Source organism: Alkalispirochaeta alkalica DSM 8900, from assembly GCF_000373545.1.
GTDB lineage: Bacteria > Spirochaetota > Spirochaetia > DSM-27196 > Alkalispirochaetaceae > Alkalispirochaeta > Alkalispirochaeta alkalica.
In genome coordinates, this window is sequence record NZ_KB891691.1 from 204,550 (window position 1) to 228,755 (window position 24,206).

The 24,206-nt window shown below is 60.6% G+C and carries 18 protein-coding genes; 16 read left to right on the forward strand and 2 right to left on the reverse strand.

Annotated features, from left to right (window positions below):
• Positions 1-40 precede the first annotated feature (40 nt).
• From B071_RS0100880 to queA, 5 genes are all read left to right on the forward strand, one after another.
• Positions 41-784 carry a YebC/PmpR family DNA-binding transcriptional regulator gene (locus B071_RS0100880; RefSeq protein WP_018525212.1) on the forward strand — a complete coding sequence of 248 codons (744 nt, stop codon included), beginning with the start codon at positions 41-43 and terminating at the stop codon, positions 782-784.
• Entirely contained in the window at positions 784-1,263 is a 480-nt protein-coding gene (gene ruvC, locus B071_RS0100885; protein WP_018525213.1) for a crossover junction endodeoxyribonuclease RuvC, read from the forward strand. Before B071_RS0100880 ends, ruvC begins: the two co-directional genes overlap by 1 nt.
• A gap of 3 nt (positions 1,264-1,266) precedes the next feature.
• Positions 1,267-1,926 carry a Holliday junction branch migration protein RuvA gene (gene ruvA / locus B071_RS0100890; RefSeq protein WP_018525214.1) on the forward strand — a complete coding sequence of 220 codons (660 nt, stop codon included), beginning with the start codon at positions 1,267-1,269 and terminating at the stop codon, positions 1,924-1,926.
• Entirely contained in the window at positions 1,923-2,954 is a 1,032-nt protein-coding gene (gene ruvB, locus B071_RS0100895) for a Holliday junction branch migration DNA helicase RuvB (RefSeq protein WP_018525215.1), read from the forward strand. The genes ruvA and ruvB overlap by 4 nt, the downstream gene beginning before the upstream one ends.
• Positions 2,929-3,957 carry a tRNA preQ1(34) S-adenosylmethionine ribosyltransferase-isomerase QueA gene (gene queA / locus B071_RS0100900; RefSeq protein ID WP_018525216.1) on the forward strand — a complete coding sequence of 343 codons (1,029 nt, stop codon included), beginning with the start codon at positions 2,929-2,931 and terminating at the stop codon, positions 3,955-3,957. Before ruvB ends, queA begins: the two co-directional genes overlap by 26 nt.
• 75 nt (positions 3,958-4,032) lie before the next feature.
• Here the strand turns inward: queA and B071_RS0100905 are convergent, their stop codons facing one another.
• Positions 4,033-4,650 carry a DUF8513 domain-containing protein gene (locus B071_RS0100905; RefSeq protein WP_018525217.1) on the reverse strand — a complete coding sequence of 206 codons (618 nt, stop codon included), beginning with the start codon at positions 4,648-4,650 and terminating at the stop codon, positions 4,033-4,035.
• 99 nt (positions 4,651-4,749) lie between these two features.
• Positions 4,750-5,394 carry a dTMP kinase gene (tmk, locus tag B071_RS0100910; RefSeq protein WP_018525218.1) on the reverse strand — a complete coding sequence of 215 codons (645 nt, stop codon included), beginning with the start codon at positions 5,392-5,394 and terminating at the stop codon, positions 4,750-4,752.
• 50 nt (positions 5,395-5,444) lie between these two features.
• On the opposite strand from tmk, the gene B071_RS0100915 reads away from it, so the two are divergent.
• The 11 genes from B071_RS0100915 to rpsO all read left to right on the forward strand — a co-directional run bounded on the left by B071_RS0100915 (position 5,445) and on the right by rpsO (position 24,205).
• Positions 5,445-9,749, forward strand: coding sequence for a translocation/assembly module TamB domain-containing protein (locus B071_RS0100915; protein WP_018525219.1), 4,305 nt, complete (start codon positions 5,445-5,447; stop codon positions 9,747-9,749).
• Between the two features lie 18 nt (positions 9,750-9,767).
• On the forward strand, positions 9,768-12,428 hold the full coding sequence (gene bamA, locus B071_RS0100920) for an outer membrane protein assembly factor BamA (RefSeq protein ID WP_026244878.1): 2,661 nt from the start codon (positions 9,768-9,770) through the stop codon (positions 12,426-12,428).
• Positions 12,429-12,499: 71 nt separating this feature from the next.
• Positions 12,500-13,054 (forward strand): OmpH/Skp family outer membrane protein, encoded by a 555-nt coding sequence (locus tag B071_RS0100925; protein WP_018525221.1) that lies wholly within the window; start codon positions 12,500-12,502, stop codon positions 13,052-13,054.
• A 27-nt stretch (positions 13,055-13,081) separates the two neighbouring features.
• Complete coding sequence (gene mutS, locus B071_RS0100930; RefSeq protein WP_018525222.1) at positions 13,082-15,757, forward strand: DNA mismatch repair protein MutS; 2,676 nt, start codon at positions 13,082-13,084, stop codon at positions 15,755-15,757.
• 978 nt (positions 15,758-16,735) lie between these two features.
• Entirely contained in the window at positions 16,736-17,182 is a 447-nt protein-coding gene (locus B071_RS18080; RefSeq protein ID WP_018525224.1) for a ribosome assembly cofactor RimP, read from the forward strand.
• A 15-nt stretch (positions 17,183-17,197) separates the two neighbouring features.
• Positions 17,198-18,832, forward strand: a complete 1,635-nt coding sequence (nusA, locus tag B071_RS0100945; RefSeq protein WP_018525225.1) for a transcription termination factor NusA — start codon at positions 17,198-17,200, stop codon at positions 18,830-18,832.
• 51 nt (positions 18,833-18,883) lie between these two features.
• Positions 18,884-21,820, forward strand: a complete 2,937-nt coding sequence (gene infB / locus B071_RS19375; protein WP_051075235.1) for a translation initiation factor IF-2 — start codon at positions 18,884-18,886, stop codon at positions 21,818-21,820.
• Positions 21,820-22,269, forward strand: coding sequence for a 30S ribosome-binding factor RbfA (rbfA, locus tag B071_RS15145; RefSeq protein ID WP_018525230.1), 450 nt, complete (start codon positions 21,820-21,822; stop codon positions 22,267-22,269). The genes infB and rbfA overlap by 1 nt, the downstream gene beginning before the upstream one ends.
• Positions 22,226-23,137, forward strand: coding sequence for a tRNA pseudouridine(55) synthase TruB (gene truB / locus B071_RS15150; RefSeq protein WP_018525231.1), 912 nt, complete (start codon positions 22,226-22,228; stop codon positions 23,135-23,137). The genes rbfA and truB overlap by 44 nt, the downstream gene beginning before the upstream one ends.
• Positions 23,134-23,916: a hypothetical protein gene (locus B071_RS0100965; protein WP_018525232.1), complete on the forward strand. Its 783-nt coding sequence runs from the start codon at positions 23,134-23,136 to the stop codon at positions 23,914-23,916. The genes truB and B071_RS0100965 overlap by 4 nt, the downstream gene beginning before the upstream one ends.
• 19 nt (positions 23,917-23,935) lie before the next feature.
• Complete coding sequence (gene rpsO / locus B071_RS0100970; protein ID WP_018525233.1) at positions 23,936-24,205, forward strand: 30S ribosomal protein S15; 270 nt, start codon at positions 23,936-23,938, stop codon at positions 24,203-24,205.
• The last annotated feature ends 1 nt before the right edge of the window (position 24,206 follow it).

The following is a 24,206-nucleotide window of genomic DNA, read 5'->3' on the forward strand; positions in this document are numbered from 1 at the left end:
GGTTCCTTTCACTTACTCCAGAAAACCACGAGGAGATTTCATGTCCGGCCATAGCAAGTGGGCCACGATACGGCACAAAAAGGGCGCGCAGGATGCAAAGCGCGGTAAAATCTTTTCCAAGATCATCAAGGAAATAACGATCGCTGCGCGTCTTGGGGGNGGCGAGATCGAGAGCAACCCCCGGCTCCGCACAGCTATAACCAAAGCCAAGGGCGCCAACATGCCCAAGGACAATATNGACAGGGCCATAAAAAAAGGTACCGGCGAGCTTGGCGGTGCCGATTACGTGGAACTTTCCTACGAGGGCTACGGCCCCGGCGGTGTGGCGATCCTGATCGACGCTCTGACGGACAACAAGAACCGTACCGCTGCTGACGTCCGGAGTATTCTGGCCAAGAACGGGGGGAATCTGGGGGAGAACGGCTGCGTCTCCTATCTTTTCAACCGTAANGGTGTTATCGCCTACAGCGCCGAACGCTACAGCGAGGACGAGATCATGGAGGTCGCCATCGAGGCGGGAGCCGACGATGTCGCAGTGAGTGGCGGGACGATCGAGGTAACCACCGCACCCGATGATTTCGAGTCTGTTCTGGAGGCACTCACTGCTGCCGGGTTTGAGCAGGATATGGCCGAGATCTCGCGGGTGCCCGATGCGACGGTCTCTCTGGATCCCGAAAAAACCCGCAAAGCCATCCGGCTGATAGAACTTCTGGACGACCACGACGATGTTCAGGAGGTAGCTACCAACCTGGATATTCCCGACGACTTCGACCCCGAGGGCTGATGGCTGTCATCCTGGGTGTCGACCCGGGTCTTGCCTCGACAGGATACGGGATTATTCGGGAGACCCGGGGGCGGCTGGAGTGCCTTGAGTACGGTGTGATCAGAACCCCGGCGCAGGATTCCCCGGGACATCGTCTGGAGANAATATATTCCGGGNTCGCCGATCTTCTTGAGCGCCACAGGCCGGACCGCGCCGGGATCGAAGGCCTCTACTTCACCAGAAATGTCACCAGCGCGATTCCCGTTGCCCAGGCCCGGGGGGTCGTTCTCCTGGCTCTTGTCCGGTTTGGCCTCGAGCCCCGGGAATACACTCCGCAACAGATCAAGCAGGCCGTTGTGGGGACCGGTCAGGCCGAAAAAGAACAGGTCATTCAGATGGTTCGGGTTATTCTGGGTCTCAAGGACCCGCCCCGGCCGGACCATGCCGCCGATGCCCTGGCAGCCGCCGTGGCGTGTATGCATAGTAGCTCCGGGAGGTGAAGCATGTTTCATAGCCTGACAGGACGGATCTCGGGTCACCAGTTTCCCCTGGTTTTTCTGGAGACGGGGGGGATCGAATGGGAACTCGAGGTGAGCGCCACCACCTTTCAGTCCGTTCTCGCGGTGGAGCGGGGCGAGGAGGCTCGTCTTCTGGTATATCTTCATACTCGCGAGGACCTTTTGAAGCTCTACGGCTTCTGGAGCGGTTCGGAACGCCAGGCTTTTCTGCAACTCATCACCGTTCCCGGCATAGGACCCCGTCAGGCCCTGAAGATACTCTCGGGAACAACCGTGACGCAGCTTACCCGGTTCCTGGAGGAGGAGGATCTTTCGGCGTTGACCAGGATTCCCGGGCTGGGAACCAAAACGGCCCAGAAGATGATTCTCCAGCTCAAGGGGCACCTGGTTCGGGAGACCCCTCCGGGCAGGACTGCTGCAGCTGCTCCTGTGGGGCCCCTGGAAGAACTGGCCACGGCGCTGGTGGATATGGGCTACGACAAGGGGTCGGTCCGCCCGGTTCTGGAGAGGCTCTACGACGAACTCCGTGAGCGGGCCTCCGATGCGGGCCAGGGGCCTGCGCCGGGAGATGAGAACAATCGCGGTCTGACGGAGCATCAGGAGCAGGAGCTCTTCCGGCGCGCCATCAGGGAGTTGAGCTCATGATCAATCACGACGATCACCCCCTGCGTCCCGACTTTGAGGAACAGGATCACCGGGAGAACGAGCTGCGGCCGCGCCTGCTGGAAGATTTTCTGGGTCAGGAACAGATCAAGGCCAATCTCCGTGTCTTTATCCAGGCCGCCCGGGAGCGCCAGGAATCGCTGGACCATGTCTTCCTCTCGGGTCCTCCGGGCCTCGGCAAGACCACCCTGGCCAGTATCATGGCCCACGAGATGGGCGCAGACCTCCGGGTTACAGCTGCGCCGGCTCTGGAAAAACCCAAGGACCTGGCGGGTATCCTGACCTCGCTCCAGGAAGGAACGGTCTTTTTTATCGACGAGATCCACCGGTTGAAGAGCTCTCTGGAAGAGATGCTCTACGTGGCCATGGAGGACTACGAGATCGACTGGATAATCGGGCAGGGCCCCAGCGCACGAACCCTGAGGGTTCCGTTGCCGCGTTTTACCCTGGTGGGAGCGACTACCAGACCGGGTATGGTGGCGAGCCCTCTCTATACCCGCTTCGGGATCCCCCTTCGTCTCGATTATTATACCCGCGACGAGCTGGCGGCGATCATTCGCCGAACCTCGTCTATCCTGGAGATAGCGATCCAGGAGGAAGCCGTTCTGCTCCTGGCCGAGACCTGCCGGGGTACACCCCGGGTGGCGAACCGGCTGGTTCGAAGGATGCGTGACTTTGCCCAGATCCTGGGTGAAGGGGTGATTACCGGTGCCGTTGTCCGCGAGGGGATGGAGCGGCTTAACATCGATCAGTACGGCCTGGAAGAACAGGACCGGCAAATTCTCCGGGCTATCGTTGAGATGTATCAGGGGGGGCCCGTGGGGGCCGAGACGCTGGCCATCTCGGTGGGAGAAGAGCTCGACTCTCTGGAGGTTTTTTACGAACCCTTTCTGATTCAGCAGGGGCTCCTCCAGCGAACCGCTCGTGGACGAGTTGCAACAGCCCGAGCTTACGCCGTTCTCGGCCTTCCCCAGGAGGACCCAGGTGAAGACCAGCGATCTCTTTTTTGATCTGCCCCAGGAGCTGATTGCCCAGGAGCCGCCCCTCGAGCGCGGGACAAGCCGTCTCTTTCTGGCCGATCGGGCCGGGGGCACTGCCGAGCATCGGGTCATGGCGGATATCGTCGAGGCGGTAGCCCCCGGGACGGTGATGATTTTCAACGATTCCCGGGTTCGTCGCGCCCGGGTTTACGCCAAAACGGTCGATACCGGGTCCAGTCAGGAATTTCTCCTGATAGAGCCCCGCGATCCGAACCGGTGGCTCGTGATCGGTCCCAATACAAAGAAACAGCGCCTGGGCAGGGTTTTTCGCTTTGACCCTTCGGGGATTACGGCCCGGGTCTCCTCGGTGGAGCCGCCCTACCGGGAGCTGACCTTCTCGGAGCCCGTGACAGATCAGTGGCTCGACGAGCACGGTCACATTCCCTTGCCCCCCTACATCGCCCGCACCGATTCCCCCGATGACGCGCAGCGGTACCAGACCGTCTATGCCCGTGCCGTGGGAAGCGTGGCTGCGCCCACGGCGGGGCTGCATTTCACCAAAGAGATCCTCCAGGCTCTGCAGGATCGGGGGGTGGAGATCCATTTTGTCACTCTTCATGTCGGGATTGGCACCTTCCTTCCCGTGCGAACCGAGGTGCTCGAGGATCACCAGATGCATACCGAACGCTACAGCGTTTCTCCCGAGACGGCCCGGGCAATCGGCAGGGCGAAAGAGGAGGGTCGGACCGTTCTGGCTGTGGGAACCACGGCGGTGCGAACGCTGGAGTCGGCCTGGGACGAGTCCCTTCAGCGTCTGGTGCCGGGGGAAAACGATACAGGGATCTTCATCTATCCCGGGTACCGCTTTCGCGTGGTGGACCAGCTCTTTACCAACTTTCATACACCGGGGAGCACGCTCCTGGCTCTGGTGAGCGCCTTTGCAACGCCGGATGATATCAGGCGCTGGTATCGCCTGGCTGTGGAAGAACGGTACCGGTTTTTTTCCTACGGCGATGCCATGCTGATCCGCTAGAAGCCGGGGCCGGAGGCCTGATCAGCACCCGGCTGGCAGGTAGAGGCCAGATCAACAGTCAGCACCCGGCTTGGCTTAGTAGGTAGAGGCATCCATTGCTTCGAAGGCCGAACGTACTTCTGCAACCCGATCCAGGTGGTTCTCGATGATCCGGCGGTAATTCAGGGAACCGCTCCGTATCCGGTGGTGCTGGTCTTCCCAGTGCTGGATTCGGTCCAGGCTGATAAACCGGATCGGTGCCGCCTCCTGGCTCCACCGCCGGGCCTCGTCCCAGTAGACCAGAGCATACGTAAAGAGTTCTTCTGCCCGGTCCAGGCTTTCCAGGTTCTGCTGTTGCCAGGGGGCGTTGTAAAAAAAAGCTTCAAACTTCATGTACTGGGCTCCCCACTGAAGGTAGAGTTCAGTAAGTTTCAGGTTGATGTGCATCGAGAAGAGATAGCGGTACCACTCCCACTCCCGCTCGTTGGCGATGCGCGCCAGGGCGTAGAGGGGATTTGCAAAATCGCTCCGCAGGGCCTGTTCCAGCCAATAGATGTTCTCGGCGATTCGCTGGGGATGGGTGTAGAAATGCTGATGATAGAGGCGATACAATTGCTCCCGGTAGATCAGGCGCGACGACGAAGACCCCGGCAGAGCCGGTGCCAGGAGAAAGACCCCCGTCAGGGTCCAGAGGAGAAAAAGACGAGACCTCATGGTGTTTCTATCGGCATTCGCCGGAAGAGTCACAAGGGGTTTCCCCTGGTTCTCCCGGAGAAAGTTTACCGAAGAGTGCAGGGGCGTTCCGGTCTCGCTTTACAGATCCAGGGCCGCACGAACCTCGCCGAAGATATCCTCTTCTCCCGGGTCGCCCGAGAGAATGTGGATCTTCATCTCTCCCCTCCGGACGGCCGGGAGAAGTGAAAAATCGTCCACTACCTGCCGGTACCGGAGGGCCACCTGCTCCTGGATCTCCCGCGTTTCCAGGGAGTCCCGCTCCTGGCGAAGGCCCGTTCGCCGGTGCGCCTCGTCCAGGGAAGTGTCGATAAAGAAAAGGTGCTGAGGCAGGGGGAAATTTCTGTTCAGTTCTTCGGCAAAGCCCGGTTGTGCCAGGGACCCCTGATAGGCCAGAGAGGAAAAAAGATAGCGATCGCAGACAACCATCGCCCCCGCAGCCAGACGATCCCTGATCCCGCAATCGGGACGGTAAAGATGCTCGTGCCGGTCGGCGGCAAACAGAAGCGCCAGTGTCTCGGGTCGAACGTATTCAGGACCTTTCAGCAGGCTCCTGATAAGGGTCCCTGTTGCAAAATCGGTGGGCTCGCAGGTAAATTCAGCGGAGCCCTGCCGGGCAAGATATTGAGTCAGGCGTCGCGCCTGGGTTGTCGTACCGGCTCCGTCGAGGCCCTCGAAAACGATGAACCCCGGCCAGACATCTTCGGACCAGGAAAGGTGCGGCATCGTGCATGCTCCCTCGGTAATGTGATACCATGACTATACGGGATTGAGGAATGAACAGGAAGCGACTGACTCGAAAGATCCTTCTCTTTCTCGTGGTCTCGGCGGTGACATCGCTTCTCGCGACGGGCGTGTTCTGGCTCGTTCCCCGCACGGAAGAGCAACTCCTTGAGATCCGGTCCCTTCTGGTCCAGGACTTCGAATCGGCGATCGCCCAGGATATTTCCTGGGAATCGGCGAGCCCCTCGGTGTTGAGGGGAGTGACCCTCCACGGGGTCCGGCTCTCCGGTGGCGCGGCCTCGGCCAGGACCGTCTCGGTAGGGATCAGCCTTTCCCACATTCTGGCCGGAGACAGACACCGCATGATTCCCCAGGTAACCCTGGGCTCGCCACACATCCGGATCGCTTCCCCGGAAGAGCAGGCCCAGTGGCTTCAGACGATCGCCTTTTTTCGTGGCGACGGTACGGGTCGCCGGGAAATCACCATCCTGGTGGAGCAGGGGGAACTGCACCACTTCTCCGATTCTCCCGGAGCTCCTCCCCGGGAGATATTTCTGGAAGGTATTTCTGCCCAGGTGATTTTGGGCAGGGCCTCCCTGACAGGAACCCTTCGGGCAGAGTCATCCCTGCGTGCCCGGGTGCAGGATCATCCTTTCGAAGTCCAGACCCGTGTAGCGGCGCGTTTCAGCGGAAGCCGCTCAGGCGAGGTTGGGGGGGCCACCCTGGAGCTTCAGGGGATCGGGGGAAGCCATTTTACCACCCGGGATCTGACGCTTCGGCTGGAACGTCGAGGCGATGCTCTCTCGGTGGAGCGTATCCGGAGCCACGATGCCCTGGACCTCATGGCAGAGATCGATCTTTCCGACGAGACCCTCGGCGTGGTCCTGCGAAGCGAAGATTTTCTTCCCTCGTCGCTTCTCCGTTTTCATGGTCCCTGGGCCGCCTGGAACGAGTGGCTGCGAAGCCCCGTGACAACCCGGTCGCGGGCGCTTTTCCATCGCCAGGAAGGGTTTCTCGAAGCCCGGGGTGATATCGCCGGAACCCTGCGGCACAGGGTCCTCCCCGAGCCGCTCCCCCTGGAAGCATCCTTCGAGCTTTCCCCGGAACTTCTGCGACTCCCCTCGCTGATGGTTCGGGGAACCCGGGGGCGCGCCCATTTTTCAGGATCCTGGAGGCGCCACGCCCAGGCTCCTGATGGAAGGGTCAGTTTTTCCCGGTTTTCCTACGCATCGTCCCCCCTTCTGGAGGGGGTCCTTCTGGTGAGTGCCTCCTCCGATACCGTGGGTATCAGTTCGGGAGAGCTCCGGATTAACGATTTTCCCCTGTATAACCTGGCGGGCAAGCACCTTCGGGGGGGGCGCTACAACTCCCTGGACTTCTCCCTCTCCCTGGAGGAAGACGTGCCGGGCCAGCTTCGCGGATCGGCGCGATACGCTGCGGGCGGTGATATTCTGGAAGATATCACGGGGGAACTGGAGGTCGAACAGGCGAATCTCCTCGAGCTGGTCTCGGCTCTGAAAGCTCTGGATCCCGATCTTCCCGTCCAGATACCCTCGTTCCCCCCGGACGCACCCGACTATCGAGTCAGCGGGACGGCCCGCTTCGATCGTCGGGAAGGCGATCTCCTGGTACGGCTTCCCTATCTCTCGGTCTGGGACAGGGACCTCCCCCAGCGTCAGGGGGTGATCTCGGCAACCTATCGGGAGGGGATTCTCGAGATCAGGCAGTTCTACCTCCGGGAGGGGGACATTACCGTGGCCGGGTCGGCCGAGGTGGACCTCCTCAGAAGAGGGGACGAGATATCGTTCTCTACAGATTTCACGGTCAACGGGGTTTCCTATTTCCTGGACGGGTCCTTCTTTCCCGAGGGCATTCTGGAGCTTCGCGGTCCCCAGGGTTTTTCTGCAACCCTGCGACGCACCTCGGGGGGGGCGCTCTCTCTGGTGGCACGAACCCGCAACACGCCCCTGCCTATGGGAAATCTCCGCATAACCGCCGATTTTGAGGCGCTTTACTTCGACATCACTGACTGGTACCTGACGATCCAGGACGGAGAGCTCCGGAATATGCCTCTGCCGAACCACAGGATCGGCAGGGCGACCTTCGCAGCGGCCTTCCATCCCGAAACATTTCATCTGGCGATCACCGAACTGAATGATCAGGTAAGTACCCTGGCCGGCTCGGTCCAGGCCCGGTACCGCCTGGATCGGGGTGATCCCGAGATATCGCTTACGGGGGGATTTTCCGGGATCGAATCGGATGAACAGTATCGTCTTGCGGCCCGCTACGCCGGGGGCAATATCGCCCTGGATCTCCGGTTTGCCCAGGCTCCCGCCACACGGCTCTCGCCCCGGGTCGAGGAAGGAACCCTGACCGGAACCGTGCAGATGGTGGGGGAACCCCGGGCCCCCGATTTCCGGGTCTTTCTGGAATCCGAATCGCTTCTCTTTCAGGGGGTCCCCCTGGCGCTCCGTTTTTTTGTTCAGGGTGACCAGGAACTTCTGCGGATGAACCAGGGATCCTTTACGTACGGGACTACCAGCCTGGAGGTTCCCCGGGTAATGCTGAACCGCACGAGTGGGGCTATGGAGGGTGAGCTCTCGGCTCAGCGGGAAGGGCGGGAGATTGATCTGGTTTTCTCGGGGGAGACCGCTCCGCTGGATGTGCTCGACCTCGAGGTCTTCAGGACGATGCCCCTCGATCTGGCCCTCACCCTGACGCCTTCCGACGAAGCGCCGCCGGAAGACCCCCGGGCCCTGCGGTATCGTCTCCTGCGGACAACGGAAGAGACCCTCCTGGAGCGTCAGGACCGGGCTATTCGCCTCCATCTGACCGACCAGGGGGAGATCGATCTTCTTGTTGCGGGAGATGCACCCTTCCGGGGGCGTGCGCGGGGCTTCGTTTCGTCCGAACGGATCGAACTTACCATCTCGGATATTCACATCGAGATGGATCACCTCACCCTGCCTCCGATTCTCCAGAGTTTCAGTCTGGAGGGGGGGACGATGCGGGGATCCCTGCGTGCTATCGGTCCTCCCGGTGATCCCAACCTCTTTGGAACCCTCGCGGTCCAGGAGGGGCGAATCAGGACGCCCTTCTCACCCGATTCTGTGGGACCTCTGAACACCGTTCTGATCTTCGAGGAGAATCAGGTGCGAATGCAGCGCACCCGGACCCCTGCGGGGCTGGCCTCGCTCGATGTCTCGGCGCGGATCCTTCTGAGCAATCTGGATTTTGAGGAATACCGCATCGACCTGGAGATACCGGGAGAAACCGGTGGACGTGTGGTTGCCACCTTCGGTCCCATGCACGTAGACGGCTTCGCCCGGGGGGCCTTGCAGGTGGCAGGAACGCTTCAGGATCTTGATCTCACCGGAGCGGTAACGCTCTACGGAACGGAGCTGGCACTCGACCCCTCCTTTGATCCCGAATTAATGATTGGCCCCCACATGACCACCGATCTGCGGATCAGCACGGGCAGGGGGGTCCGGTTCATCTGGCCCGATGCGGAAATACCCATTCTCCGCAGTAACTTCGCCCTGGGTCAGGGGGTCCAGCTGGTTCTCGATACCCGGGAGGGAGCCTTCTCTCTGGTGGGCGTCATAGATATTCAGAGCGGTGATGTCCTCTACTTTGACCGGAGTTTTCTCCTGCGCGAAGGGTCGGTCGAGTTCAGGGAGACCCAGGTAGAGTTCGATCCCCGGATAACTCTGCGGGCAGAGCTGCGCGAGGCAACGCCCGATGGGCCGGTCCGGATCTATCTCGTCTCGGACAGGCAACGACTGAGCGAGTTCAGTCCCCGTTTTGAATCGAATCCTCCCCTGGACGGAGCCGAGATCGTGGCGATTCTCGGGGGAAATATTTTTCAGACCACCGGCGAGAGTGCTTCCAACGTCCCCTCGGCCCTTCTCTCCACCACCGATCTGGTTACCCAGTTCGGGTTTTTCCGTCAGTTCGAGAACGCTGTCCGGGAGAGGCTCGATCTGGATCTTTTTGCCGTTCGGACCAGCGTAATCCAGAATATTCTGCTCACGGCGCTCACTCCCGTTGAGGAGGAAGCACTCCAGACGGCACCCACCCTGGGAACCTATCTTAATAATACATCAATTTTCTTTGGTCGCTATATCGGCGATAGCGTCTTTGGTCAGACCGTTATCCAGATGCGGGCCCGGGATCACGATATATTTGGCGATGACCAGGGGTTTCAGCGCGTTGGAGGGGTATTGATAGATTCAGAAATTAGTTTAGAATGGCAAACGCCATTTTTTATGTTGGAGTGGAATCTTGCTCCGCAGAATCCTGAAGAGCTCTTTGTAAGAGACAACACCTTCTCGTTTCTGTGGTCATTTTCGTACTGATTATTTTAGGGAGCATGAATGCGACTATTGCGCTGCGTCCTGCTGCTTTGTGTAGTTGGCGGGGTATTACAGGCCCAGGATAACCCCGACTGGTACCTGAACGAACCGATTCGGGAGATCCGTTTCGAGGGGTTGCGAACGGTCACGGAGAACGAACTCTTCCCCGTGATCGAGAGTTTTATCGACGAACCCTTTACGGAGCAGACCTTCCTGGAGTTGCAGAGGCGACTCTACGCCATGGATCTCTTCGAACAGATCATCCCGAATGCCGTCCGGCCCGGGGACCTGCCCGATGGACCCGACGACGGGATGGTCCTCTCCTTCGAGGTCCAGGAGCGGCCCGTTATAACAGCCATCCAGTTTTCGGGGAACAACCGTCTGGGGCGAAACCGGCTTCGCGATGTCATCCTCCTGAAGCAGGGGGACATGGTAACCCGGTCCAAGCTGCGCATGGACGAGGAAGCGATTCGCAACCTCTACCTCGAACAGGGATTTCCCAACATCTCTGTCTCTTCCGAGTTCATCCAGGAGGAAGAGGAGAACATTGTCCGGTTCACCATCAACGAGGGGGCTCAGCTCTCGATCGAGTCGATCCGGTTTGCGGGAAACCAGTTCGCCTCCGAGGCGAATCTGCGGGGCGTCATGCAACTGCGCGAGCGGAGCATCTTTAATCGCGGTCTTTTTCAGGCGACGCTCCTGGAGCAGGACAAGAACAGGATACGCCGCTTCTATTACGAGCGGGGGTATATCGACGCCGATGTTGTCGATGTGCGAAAGGATGTTCGGGAAGAGCCCGACGAGAACCGCAGTTATCTCACCCTTACCCTGAGCGTGGACGAGGGTGCCCAGTATACCTTCGGGGGGATCACCTTCCAGGGGAACACTATCTTTTCCGATGATGAGCTGGGGGGGCTGGTCCGGCTCGAAGCGGGTGACGTCCTGGATCTGGTCCGCTTCGAGGCAGATTATCAGCGCGTGGCTGACCGCTATTACGAGAGCGGCTATATCTTCAACCAGATCACCCGTCGCGAAATCCGTGACGAGGAGACCAGGACGATCTCTTTTCAGGTAGATATCGTGGAACGGAACCGGGCGCATATCGAGAACATCATCTTCCGGGGGAACGAGAAGACCAAGGACTTTGTGCTCGCCCGGGAGATCCCCCTGGAAGTGGGGGACGTCTTCAGCGCCACCAGAATTCGTGAGGGCCTTCGTAACCTGGCAAACCTTCAGTATTTTTCTGCCATCGCCCCCGAGACTCCGCCGGGAAGCACCGAAGGTCTCATGGACCTGATCATCAATCTGGAGGAGGGGAGTACCGCCGATATCACCTTCGGTCTCGCCTTCGGCGGGAACCAGGATTTTCCCGTCTCGGCCCAAATCCAGTGGCAGGACCGGAACTTTCGTGGCCGGGGTCAGATTTTCGGGATCCAGGCCACGGCCTCGCCGGTGAATCAGCGGGTGACCTTCAACTTCCGCGAGCGGTGGCTCTTTGGACGGCGCTGGTCGGGAGGGCTTAATCTGAGCTTTGACCGGTCCGTGATCAACAACGTCCCCCAGAATGCCCGGGCGCCCCTTTATGCCGATGGCGACGACAACGCGGTACCGGACCCGTATAATCACGAAGATTATGTCTTCACCAAGGACGGTACCGAGTTCAACGGCCGAACCTATAACGCCGGTGATCGCTTTCCGGGAACTCCCTCGTCAACGGCTGTAGGNAAATACAATCTGGAGAACGAGTACGAGTATCTCGGTGGAAGTACGCGTAATATTCCCTCGGAAAACCTCATGAGCTACGACGCCTACAACATCCGTCTGGGCGCGAACACGGGCTATACCTTCCGGACTCCCCTGGGGCGATTCACCCCGCGCACCTCGATCAGTACGGGAATCCGGTACCTCACCTACGACGATTCGATCTACCGTCCCGCCAGCGATACCACCCGCGACAACCACGAGCGGTGGCGCTTTATCAACACCTGGGGGCTCGGTGCCGCCCTGGACCGGCGCGACTTTATTTACAGCCCCTCCAGCGGCTTCCGCCTGGACCAGCAGTTCAACCTTACCGGAGGGTTCCTGGGAGGAGAGCGCCACTTCACCCGCTCCGAGACCACGGCCGAGGTCTTCTTCACCCTCTGGGACGTTCCCTTGGGNGAATGGAACTGGAAGATGGTCCTGGGCATGCAATCAAAACTCAGCTTTATCCTGCCCAACTTCCTCTACTCCGAGGATAGCGACAAGTATTTCAAGATCGAACAGAGCGACACCCTCCGTCTCGACGGCATGTTCACCTCCCGGGGATGGTCCTTCCGTAGCGACGGGGCCACCACCTGGAACAACTGGATCGAGCTGCGCATGCCCCTCTCGGAGCAGGTAATCTGGTGGGATACCTTCTTCGAAGCCGCCGTGATGAGGGAATTCTCCTCAAACCTGGCCAACTGGGACGACCGGCAGCGCATGAGCGACATCGAGAAACAGGACTGGCAGTTTACCATCGGTACGGGAATCCGTTTCGTTATTCCCCAGTTTCCCATCCGTCTCTATCTGGCAAAGCGCTTCGAGTACGACGAGAACGGAAACATCGAGTGGAAGACGGGCAACCTCTTCAACGGGGGTGATTCCGACAGCGGACGGGGCGTCGACCTGGTCTTTACGATCGGTGCGGAGTTCTTCTAGGAACTCCGCCCTGAAGCAGGCCATGGACGCGAGACAACAAACACAATATTCCTTTCGGAGGAGCGCGAACGATGAGATATGACACACCCTTTGGACGGACCGGCAAAACCCTGAAATGTATCCTGGCGGGAGGACTCCTTCTCCTGGGAGGAGCCCTGGTCTCGGCCCAGGGGATCTCCACCGTGGGGATCGTCAACATCAACCAGGTTTACAATTCCTTCTACCGCGACTCCCAGGCCGTGCGGGATCTGGAGCGGCTTCGCCAGCAGTACCAGGAGGAGATCGACGAGCACTTTCTCGAACTGGAGAGCCTGAAAGACCGTCACGTGAGTGCCCGGGAAGTGGGCAACCGCCGCCGGGCCGATCAGCTCGAAGAGCAAATCACGGAACTCCAGCGCTTTCTCGAAGACCTCACGCGGCGGCGGCGCCAGCAACTGGAGCATCGCCAGACTCAACTGCTCTCGGACGACTTCCTGCAGCGCCTGCAGAACGCGATCCAGTACGTGGCCGAGACCGAAGGGTTCACCCTGATCCTCCGATCCGACACCGAAGGTATCCAGTGGTGGTCCTCGGAGATCGATGTGAGCGACAAGGTCCTTCAGCGGCTGATCCGAACCAGCCGATAGGCCCGGACAAGCTCCGTGTCTACCCCGATGCTGCGGCAGTACGAGGCGCTCAAGTCTCGTCACCGCGACGCCTTTCTTCTCTTCCGCCTGGGCGATTTTTACGAGCTCTTCGGCTCCGACGCCCGGGAAGCCTCGCGTCTTCTGGGACTCACCCTGACCCAGCGTCAGGGTGTCCCCATGTGCGGAGTCCCTCACCACGCCTCGCGCGGATACATCGGGCGCCTGCTCGCACAGGGGCGAAAAGTGGCGATCTGCGAGCAGATCAGCCCCCCCGACGGCAAGGGGTTGGCCGAGCGGGATGTGGTGGAAGTACTCTCGCCGGGGGCTGTCTTCGATCAGGATTATCTTGATCCCGAGTCAAACAACTATCTCGTGGCCCTGGGGAAGGAAGGGGACCATCTCGCCGTGGGCTGGTGCGACGTCTCCACGGGGGAGCTCACCCTGGCCGCCTATCCTGCGCGGGATCAGGAGTCGCTTCTCCAGAGGGAGATTGCGCGGCTTCACCCCCGGGAGATCCTCGTCCAGGAATCGCTTCTGGAGCGATCCCGGTATCTTTCTTCCCTCGCGGGGCGTTCCGGCGGTGGCAGCTCCGGCGGCGCCGGGTCCCAGGGCTGCCGTGACGTGGTGGTAAACCGCATACCCGACTGGGGCTTCTCCCGGGAATCTGCCCGGGAACGGCTCTGTGATGTCCTGGGGGTGGAAAATCTTCGGGGCTTCGGCTTCGAATCCTCCGACCCGGCCCTGCTCACGGGAGGGGCTCTCCTGGATTATCTGCAGGAAAACGCCCGCCACGTCCTGGGGCATCTTCACAGCCTCCGCCGCCATCACGACGAGGACGTACTCATTCTGGACGATGCCACTCTGAGAAATCTGGAAATCGTGGCGAACATGCACGACGGGAGCCGGTCCTTTACGCTCCTGAGCGTCCTGGATCAGACGGCGACGCCCATGGGGAGCCGCCTCCTGCGGCGTCGTCTCACCCTGCCTGCCCGCGATCAGGAGGAGATCGAGCGACGGCTGGATCAGGTGGAGGAGCTCTATCACCGGCAACAGGATCTTCTGCGGCTGCGGGAGCTCCTGAATCAGGCCTACGATCTGGAGCGCCTCACCTCTCGCCTGGGAGTGGAGAAAGCCCACCCTCGGGATGTAGCGGCCATCGCAGGAACAATCGAAGTCGCNGGGAAGATAGCAGCCATCCTTCCCGACTGGTTTGGCCAGGATGCCGAATCGGGCCTCCTGGAGAGGCCCGACCACTGGCAGCGGGCCCTGGCCCTGGGTGACCAGATCTCTTCTGTTCTCCAGGATGATCCTCCTGTGGCACTCAACGAGGGAGGCATTATCCGGGAGGGCTACGATACGCGCCTGGACCGGTTGCGCCAGCTCCAACGGGGAAGTCAGGAAGTTCTCGCTGCCTATCTGGAGGAGTTGCGTCGCGAGACGGGGCTGCAGAGCCTGAAGATCAAGTATAACCGCCTCCTGGGGCACTTTTTTGAGATTCCCCGGTCCCAGGCAGAACGAGTCCCCTCGTTCTTTATCCGGCGGCAGAGTCTGGCCAATGCCGAACGGTACACTACAACCCGCTTGAGCGAGCTCGAGGGGGAGATCAATAACGCCACCGAGGAATCGGTGGCCCGGGAACAGGAACTTTTTCTGGCGTTGCGGGCCCGGGCTGCAGAGGAGATCCCGCTCCTGGCGACTCTGGCGGACCATCTTGCCCGGGTCGACGCAGCAGCGGCCCTGGCAAGAGCTGCTACTCTTCAGGGATACCGGCGGCCCCGACTGATCGGGGAACCTGTAATCCGCATCACCGGAGGACGGCACCCCGTGGTAGAGGCGCACCTCCCGGCTGGTGATTTCGTTCCCAACGATCTCGCCCTGGATCAGGATAAAACCCGTTTTGCTCTCATAACAGGGCCAAATATGGCTGGAAAATCCACGGTTCTGCGGCAGACGGCCCTCATCGCGCTTATGGCGCACGCCGGGAGCTTTGTCCCGGCCGAGAGCGCCGAGATCGGCCTGACCGATCGCATCTATTGCAGGGTGGGGGCCTCGGACAACATCGCCCGGGGCGAATCGACCTTTCTGGTGGAGATGAACGAGACCAGCAACATTCTGCGGAACGCCACCGGTGCAAGTCTGGTGATCATGGACGAGGTGGGCCGGGGAACCAGTACCCACGACGGACTGGCCATCGCCTGGGCCGTCTGCGAATATCTGCTGGGCCAGGTGCGCTGCAGAACCCTCTTTGCTACCCACTATCACGAGCTCTCGGGGCTCGAGGGGGCGGGCTTTTGCCGTCTCACCATGGCTGTGGACCATTCCGACCAGCAAATTGTCTTCCTGAAGAAGCTCCGCCCCGGCTCGGCCGACCGTTCCTACGGGGTGGACGTGGCCCGCATGGCGGGTATTCCCGAGGCGGTCATCGAACGGGCCCGGCAGCTTCTGCTCCATTTTGAGGGCCGTTCCCGGGACGCCGGAGCGCAGGGAGAGGGGCAACCTGCGGCCCCCCCTGCGCCGCCCCCTCGCGAGAATGGAGATGGAGAGTCCCGAAGTGGATCGCAGGAAGAGCTCTTCGCCCCACCTGACCTGGTAACTGCGGAGCTCGCCGGGATCGATCTCGACCAATGCACGCCCAGGGATGCCCTGGATCTCCTCTACCGCTGGCAGAAGCTCCTCCAGGAGGATGCGTTCCCGCGCCGGTGAGAGGCCTGGCGAACCTCACGCTCCACCTGCCGGAACAAATCGTGCCGGTCCCGGAAGCGCGGAGTTCCCCGGGGCCCTCTCGAGGGTATGACCTTCTCTGCCGATCCCTCAGCTTCTCCTGATGTACCAATCCTCTCTCGCCTTCTGGGGGTGCTGTCCCTTCTCCGGACCGACTCCTGCGAGCTCTGTGGAGAGACCTCCCTTCTCCAGGAAGAGCTTGGCGGTTTCTGCGGTCCTTGCGTGGAAGACATCCTCTCTGCGCCCGGCCCGTTTCTGCTCGAATCGTCCCCGAGGGTCTGGGCTGCCCGGGAGTATTCCGGGGAGATGGTGCAGGCCATCAGGGTCCTGAAAAATCCCGGCCACAGGAAAGCTGCTCCTGTCCTGGCAGATCTGCTGCTCAGGCCCCTCTACCGGAAATTGCAGGAGTCCTGGATGACCGAAGATGATCTGGTGGTCGTGCCCGTGCCGGCCTCTCCCGCCGGGAGGCGGTCGCGCGGGTTCGATCAGGCCCGCCTCCTGGGACGGGCACTCTCGTCCAGGGAGGCCCTGCTGGTGAAGAGATCCCGGGGCAGAGCCCAGAAGGTCCTCTCCAGGGAAGAGCGGCGGGAAAACGCGGGGAGCCACTTCTCGCCCTCCCGGCGAATCCCCCCGGAGGCTGTTCCCCGCCGGGTTGTACTGGTGGACGATGTGGTAACCACGGGAGCAACAATCGGGCGGTGCGGGGAAATTCTCCAGNAACTGGGCGTGGAAGAGTGGGGTGCCCTTCTTCTCGCGGTCCGTCTCTGAAGAGAGGCGACCGCCTCTCCTCCTGACTCCTCTACTTGACCATCGTGTCATTTCGGAATAGAGTGACCACGACAGCTCACGGCTTGGACAGCAAAGAGTCGCTTCTGCCGGCTCTTTTTTTGTATACTGCCAGACCCGCGGAGCTCGTCTGCCGGGGGGTGCTCCGGCAATACCTGAAGAGAGGAACTCATCATGTACAACCGGAAACCGGAAGGTCCCCTGGCCGAGGCAGTCCGGGAGATCGTGGAACCCCAGGGATATCGACTGGTCTCTTTCTCATCGGAAGTGATCAGGCAGCGTCCCCACGTTCATTGTGTGCTTCATCACCCCGAGGGGATCGTCCTGGATGCGCTGGCGGAGCTGCATCGCGCTCTGGAACCGCGCCTGGAAGCCCTGCTCGAGACCAGGGATCTGCGTGTCGAGTTCAGTTCACCGGGGATATCCAGAGTACTGACGAGTTTCCACGAGTTCGACGTGTTTTGCGGCTGTCGGGTGCAGGTGCTTTGCCCGGGAGCGTCGGAATGGATCTCGGGGACCATCTTGTCGGCCGACGAGGGATCCTGCGTGATCCGCACAGACGACGGTCGGGAAGAAACCTTTTCTCCCGAGATGATCACGAAAGCACGGCTGACCGAATAGAGGCGGGAGGAACAGATGGCGACAGGACTTGCGGATGCTATCCGCGCCGTAGTAAACGACAAAGGCATTTCCGAAGAGCTGCTCATCAGCGTAATCGAAGACTTTCTTCTGGCTGCGTACAAGCGCACCTTTGGTCACGACGAAAACGCCGTGGTCCAGTTCAGCGACGATGGAACNGAGGTAACGCTCTACGCCCAGAAAAAAATTGTCGATGACCTGGAGGACGAGGTCACCGAGATATCCCTGGAGGATGCACTCCTCCTGAACGACGAATGCGAGGTGGGGGACGAGCTTCTCATCGAGATCAACCCCCAGGATTTTGATCGGGTGGCGATCCAGACGGCAAAACAGCGGGCCCGCCAGCGAATACGGGAGATCCAGAAAGATACCCTCTATTCCGAGTTCATCGACAAGGTGGGGGAGCTCGTTATCGGCTACGTCCAGCGGGAGCGGAACGGCAACGTCTTTATCGATCTGGGCAAGGCCGAGGGCATTTTGCCCAAGCGCTACCAGTCCCCGCGCGAGATCTATCGTCCCAACGATCGAATCAAGGCTCTGATCGTGGATGTCGCCAAGAGCGGCACGGGGCTTCAGATCGCTCTCTCACGGACGCACACCGATCTGGTCAAGCGGATCTTCGAGATCGAGGTTCCCGAGATTTACGGGAAAACCGTGGAGATCGTCCGGATCGTCCGCGAGGCAGGGTACCGCACAAAGATCGCCGTAGCCTCCAACCGCGAGGACGTGGACCCTGTAGGGGCCTGCGTCGGGCTTCGGGGGGTCAGAATTCAGGCGATCGTCCGGGAGCTCGAGGGTGAAAAGATCGACATTCTCAAGTACGACTCGGACCCCCGTATGCTCATAAAAAACGCCCTTTCCCCCGCCGAGGTTTCCAACGTCATTATTCTGGACGAAGCCCGCCGCCAGGCCCTGGCTGTTGTTCCCGAGGAGCAACTCTCCCTGGCAATCGGAAAGCAGGGGCTCAACGTCCGGCTGGCGAACCGCCTGGCTGACTGGAACATCGATGTCAAGACTCCGGATCAGCTGGACGATCTCGATCTGGCAGCGGAGTCGAAGCGCGCCATGTCCATGCTCTTTGGCGACAGTGACAGCACCGAGGAAGAGATTACCGATATTGCCGAACTCCCCGGTATCAGCCAGGAAATGGTAACGATTCTCAAGGACAATGACCTCACCCTCATCGAGGAAGTGGTGGGCCTTTCTGCCGAGGATCTGGGAGAGCTTCAGGGCATGACTCCCGCCATTGCCGAGGACCTGGGCAAGATTATCGCCGACAACGTGGAAATCGTCGAGCAAGACGCCTCCTACGAGGATGACTACGACGAGGAAGACGACTACGATGACTACGATGATGAATCAGAGGATTCGGAAGAGGATGAACAGGAAGACGATGACGAAGAAGGGGAGATCATCTCCTCCATCGCCGAGCTTCCCGGCATCACCGGAGAGATCATTGAAAAACTCCGGATCGCAGGAATCGTGGAACTGGAAGAACTCATAACGCTTGATCCTGCAACGGCAGGATCGATAGAGGGCCTGGATTCGGAAGAGGCGGAGACAATCCGTATGATCCTTACCGAATTTGTGGAGATCGTAGAGCCCGAAGACGAGGCCGCTCAGGACGAGTAGGCCTGTTTACAGAGGGCCCGGGCATTCTGTACAATCAGGGAAAGGACGCATATGGCAGAGGAACAGGACAAGCAGAAACCGAAAGCAACGCTGATAAAAAAGAAACCCGAGAAACCTGGAGCGCAGGCCGAAGCCTCCCCCGAGAAAAAGAAGGTCCGGGTAGTGGTAAAGCGGAAACAGAAACCGAAAGAGGATTCCTCTGCTCCCCGAGAGACCCCCGNGGCGGCATCGCCCGGGGCGCCTCCCAAGCCGGCGCAACCCGTGGCACCGGCAGAATCGGGGCAGCCTTCCCGTCCTGACTCATCTGCTGCTACCGGTGCTTCTGCCGGAACGGGTCCTGTCGCCAAAGATACTCCGTCGGCGGAATCTCCCCGGGNCGCAGAGAGCTCAGCTCCTGCCCGGGCTGAAGCTCGCCCGGCCGGGCCCACTCCAGCTGCACAGGATGGGCCCTCATCGGGAAAACCTCCGGTTACANGCGAATCTCCGGGGCAGGGTCCCCAGAAACCNGCCGCTTCCCCGGCNCAATCATCGGTGGAAAAACCTGCTTCTCCCGGCGCGCCCTCTGCCGGAAGCGGTCCGGGCCAGCGGCCTGGTCCCCGGGATCAAGCCCAGTCCGCCGATGGCCCCCCTCGCCGGCGTCCTCCCCAGTCCGGTCAGGGGCAGGGAGGCGATGACCGGTTTCGCCGAGGACCTCGTACGGGAGGCCCCGGGGCAGGGCCCGATGAACGACGACGACCCGGTGGTCCGGGTGGCCCCGGTGGTCCGGGTGGCCCCGGTGGTCCGGGCGGTCCCCGCTATGGTGGCGGTCGCCCCGGTGGCCCAAGTGGTCCCGGTGGTCCCTCACGCGGTCCCGGTGGTCAGGGCGGCCCCGGCGGTCCCCGCTATGGTGGCGGTCGCCCCGGCGGCCCGGGTGGTCCCGGCGGTCCCTCACGCGGTCCCGGTGGTCAGGGCGGCCCCGGAGGTCCCCGCTATGGTGGCGGTCGCCCCGGTGGCCCCGGCGGTCCCTCACGCGGCCCCGGAGCGGCGCGCTACGGTGGTGGTGGCCCGGGTGGTCCTGGTGGTCCCCCGCGTGGGCCCGGTGGCCCCGGCGGGTCTGCTGAAACAGGCCGGCAGCCCGGAAAGAAGTTCTTCAAGAGCAAGAAAACTCGTGGCGGAGGATTTGACAGGGACGATCGGGTGCCCGAGAAGGAGCTTCGGTACAACCGAAAGAAGCAACCCCAGGTCAAGACAAACCCGGTTCCCAAAGAGATCGATATCATGGAGGTCATCACCGTCAGCGAACTCGCTCGCAAGATGAACCTCAAGGCCAACGCGCTGATCGGAAAACTCATGAGCATGGGTATGATGGTAACGATCAATCAGCAGATCGACGCCGAGACTGCCGAGATCCTGGCCAGCGAGTACGGTTGCTCTGTCAGAATCGTTTCCCTCTACGACGAGACGATCATCGAGACCGGCGAGGACCGTCAGGAAGATCTGCGACCGCGATCCCCCATCGTTACCGTTATGGGACACGTCGATCACGGAAAGACCAAGCTCCTCGATGCGATCCGCTCCACCGATGTGGCCAGTGGAGAGCAGGGGGGAATTACTCAGCATATCGGTGCCTATCAGGTCACCATCGAGGAAGGAACCGTTACCTTCCTGGATACTCCGGGTCACGAGGCCTTCACCCTGATGAGGGCGCGGGGCGCCCAGGTGACGGATATCGTCGTTCTGGTGGTTGCCGCAAACGACGGTGTCATGCCCCAGACGGTAGAAGCTATCGACCACGCCAAAGAGGCAAAAGTGCCTATTATCGTGGCGATCAACAAGATAGATCTCCCCGAGGCGAACATCGACCGGGTCAAGCAACAGCTTTCCGAGCACGGAATCATCGTGGAGGACTGGGGAGGCGATATCCCCGCCGTGGAGGTCTCGGCGCTCAAGCGGGAAGGAATCGGCGATCTTCTGGGCACCGTCCTGGTCCAGGCCGAAATCATGGAGCTCAAGGCGAACTTCAACCGTTCAGCCGAAGGGAAAATAGTCGAGAGCAGAATTGATCCGGGTCGCGGTACGGTGGCGACGGTGCTGATCGAAAANGGAACCCTCAAGGTGGGAGATTCCTTCGTAGCGGGNATTTATCGNGGCAAGATACGGGCCATGTTCAACGATCGGGGTCAGAAAGTAGATACCGCCGGCCCCGCCATGCCGGTGGAGATCATCGGTCTTGACGGTGTACCCGATTCGGGAGACCCCTTCCAGGTAACCGATGGCGAAAAACTCGCCCGTCAGGTCAGCTCCAAGCGTCAGGAACTCAAACGCGTCGAGGCTGCCCGGAACGTCAAGAAAGTGACCCTGGACAACCTCTACGACAGCATTCAGGAGGGCGAGGTCCAGGAGCTGAAGGTGGTGATCAAGGGTGACGTCCACGGCTCTGTCGAGGCCTTGCAGAACGCTCTGGAGCGGCTTAGCACCCCCGAGGTGCGGCTTGTGGCGATTCATGCTGCCGCAGGAGCGATCAACGAAGGTGATGTCATGCTCGCCAGCGCCTCAAACGCCCTGGTAGTGGGATTTCACGTTCGGCCCACCCCCCGGGCCATGGTAACGGCCGAGAAAGAAAAGGTGGAGATCAGGAAGTACAGCATCATCTACGATGCCGTGGAGGATATCCGCTCGGCCATGGAGGGAATGCTCGCGCCGGATCTCATGGAAGAGGTCCTGGGAACAGCCGAGGTTCGGGAAACCTTCAAGGTGCCCAAAATNGGAATCGTGGCGGGTTGTTACATCACCAGCGGCAAGTTTACCCGAAACGCACAGGTCCGGGTCTTCCGGGAAGAGATCCAGCTCTACGAGAGCAAGGTCAACTCCCTGAAGCGCTTCAAGGACGACGTTCGGGAGGTCGAGACCGGCTACGAGTGTGGTATCGGGGTGGAGAAGATACAGGATATCAAGGTAGGCGATATCCTTGAAGCCTTTATCGTGAAAGAGGTTGCCAAAAAACTCTGATGGATGAAACTCGACACGCCCGGCTGGAATCCCGGATTCTCCAGGAGCTGAGCACCATGCTCATGAAAGGCGAGATCAAGGACCACCGGGTCGATACCCTCGTCTCCTTCAGTTATATCAAGCTCGCCAAGGACGCGGCCACGGCACGGATCGGTGTATCGACGGTTCTCGATAACAAGAACCACGCCGCCCGCGCCGTGGAGGGGCTGAACTCGGCCGCAGGCTACCTCCAGGGACGTCTGGGAAAACTCCTGAAGACCAGAACTGCTCCGCTCCTTCGCTTTGTAGAAGATCATAGCCTGAAGGAAGCCCAAACGGTGATCAGCAGNATCGATGAGGCGGTTCGGACCGATCAGGAAATTGCCGCCGCCTCTCGCGACCAGGACGATCAGAACCAGGACGACCATGACCAGCGGAATCCTTCTGCTGAACAAANCCCCGGGGATTAGTTCGGCCCGGGTCCTGGGGCCCCTGAAGCGATCGTTCTATCCGGCAAAAATAGGCCACACCGGGACACTCGACCCCTTTGCCTCGGGGCTCCTGGTGGTTCTGGCCGGTTCTGGAACGCGCCTCTCCAAATGGTTNACCGCCCTCGACAAGCGCTACACGGCGGTTGTTCGTTTCGGNGAAGAGACGGACACNCTCGANCCCGAAGGGTCTGTGGTTGCCACGGCACCCCTTCCCGAGGCGTCGAGGATCCAGGCNGTNCTTGACCAATTCGTGGGCACCATCGAACAGGTGCCGCCGGCCTACTCGGCGATCCATATCAGGGGNAAAAGNGCCTACGAGCGTGCCCGGCAGGGTGAGACGATGGATATCCCCTCCCGATGTGTCACGGTCACAGACCTCTCGATCGAGCCCCTCGACACCGCTGCCGGACGCTACCGCATGCAGGTCTCCTGTACGAGCGGAACCTATATTCGCTCTCTCGCCCGGGACCTGGGACGGGCAGCGGGGTCTGTGGCATCCCTGGAATCGCTCGAACGGAGCGCCGTGGGGGACTTCTCGCTGGATAACGCCCANAGCCCGGAAGAGATTCAGGATGCTCCGAATCCCGGAGATCTGTTGCTCTCCCTTCCCGAGACGTTTCGTCGTCTCCCCGGGACACAGACCCTGACGGTCCCCGAGGATCTGGAAGGTCGCCTGCGCACGGGCACGCCCCTGGCCAGATCNGTAATGGCGCCTCTGACAGNGGCCCTGAAGGGGCTCCCCCNGCAGGAAGATGCCGTTCTCCTGGTCTCCCCGGAGGGGAACGAACTCGCTCTCTGCGAGAAGGAGCAGGGGCGGTGGACCTACAGGGTGGTTTTCCCGGCATGACCACGAGTCTGCGCTACTGGACCAGTTTTAGGGATATTCCCTGGCCTCCCTCCGAAACAGGTCCCACAAGCCTTGCTCTGGGGGTCTTTGACGGGGTCCATCGGGGGCATCAGGAGCTNCTCCGTCGCGTTATAGCCGAGGCGNAGCAGACGCCCCGGGGAAGGGCGGGGGTCCTCACCTTCGAACCCAACCCCGCAGGGTTCCTCTTCCCCGACTCCTTTCCGGGGGCGCTCTCGCTTTTATCGGAACGGGTCGAGGAGTTTCAGCGCTTCGGCTTCTCCGACGTGGTGGTGGTAGAGTTCTCCCGGGAATTCGCCGACCTCCCGGGAACAGTTTTTCTCGAGCGGTTTCTGGAGATCTTTCCTCATCTGGAAAGCGTCGTGGTGGGCTTTAATTTTCATCTGGGCCATAACCGTGACGTGGACTCCCNGGCGCTCAGAACCTGGTTGCAGGGGCGGGGAATCAGGGTTGACATCGTTCCTGCCCTAAAAGATAATGATGATTCGATTAGCAGTTCCCGTATTCGTCGTGCCGTCGCGGCTGGGGACCTTGCCGTGGCAAGCCGCCTGCTCGGACGGCCCTACCGCATCGCGGTTTCCGGTGTGGGAGGGGTGCGAACAGGGGCGTCGGCGCAGTTATTTCCTCCTCCAGGCAGGTATCGGTGCACCNTGGTNGGAGAGGACTCGAGCCGCGAGGGCATGATGGAGATATCCGAGAACGGGAATCTCTGGTGGGAACCGCAAATCGATCAAATACATTACGTGATCCCTACGGTGTGATCTCAAGGAGTAAAGGAAGATGCCAATCACAGCAGAGCAGAAGCGCGCACTTGTCGAGGAATACGGCAAGGACCAGAAAGACACGGGAAACCCCCAGGTCCAGATCGCAATTCTCACCACCAGGATTCAGGAGCTCACGGAGCATCTGAAAATTCACAAGAAAGACCACCACACCCGACGCGGGCTGCTCAAGCTTGTTGGTCAGCGTCGGCGCCTGCTCCGCTACCTGAAAGGGAAAGACCTGGAAGCGTATCGGGCATTGCTGGTAAAGCTTGGAATACGTAAGTAGT

Coding starts and splice junctions, on each gene's coding strand:
- rpsO (WP_018525233.1), top strand. CDS start 23,936: ATGCCAATCACAGCAGAGCAGAAGCGCGCACTTGTCGAGGAATACGGC.
- B071_RS0100915 (WP_018525219.1), top strand. CDS start 5,445: ATGAACAGGAAGCGACTGACTCGAAAGATCCTTCTCTTTCTCGTGGTC.
- tmk (WP_018525218.1), bottom strand. CDS start 5,394: ATGCCGCACCTTTCCTGGTCCGAAGATGTCTGGCCGGGGTTCATCGTT.
- B071_RS0100925 (WP_018525221.1), top strand. CDS start 12,500: ATGAGATATGACACACCCTTTGGACGGACCGGCAAAACCCTGAAATGT.
- B071_RS18080 (WP_018525224.1), top strand. CDS start 16,736: ATGTACAACCGGAAACCGGAAGGTCCCCTGGCCGAGGCAGTCCGGGAG.
- B071_RS0100905 (WP_018525217.1), bottom strand. CDS start 4,650: ATGAGGTCTCGTCTTTTTCTCCTCTGGACCCTGACGGGGGTCTTTCTC.
- ruvB (WP_018525215.1), top strand. CDS start 1,923: ATGATCAATCACGACGATCACCCCCTGCGTCCCGACTTTGAGGAACAG.
- ruvA (WP_018525214.1), top strand. CDS start 1,267: ATGTTTCATAGCCTGACAGGACGGATCTCGGGTCACCAGTTTCCCCTG.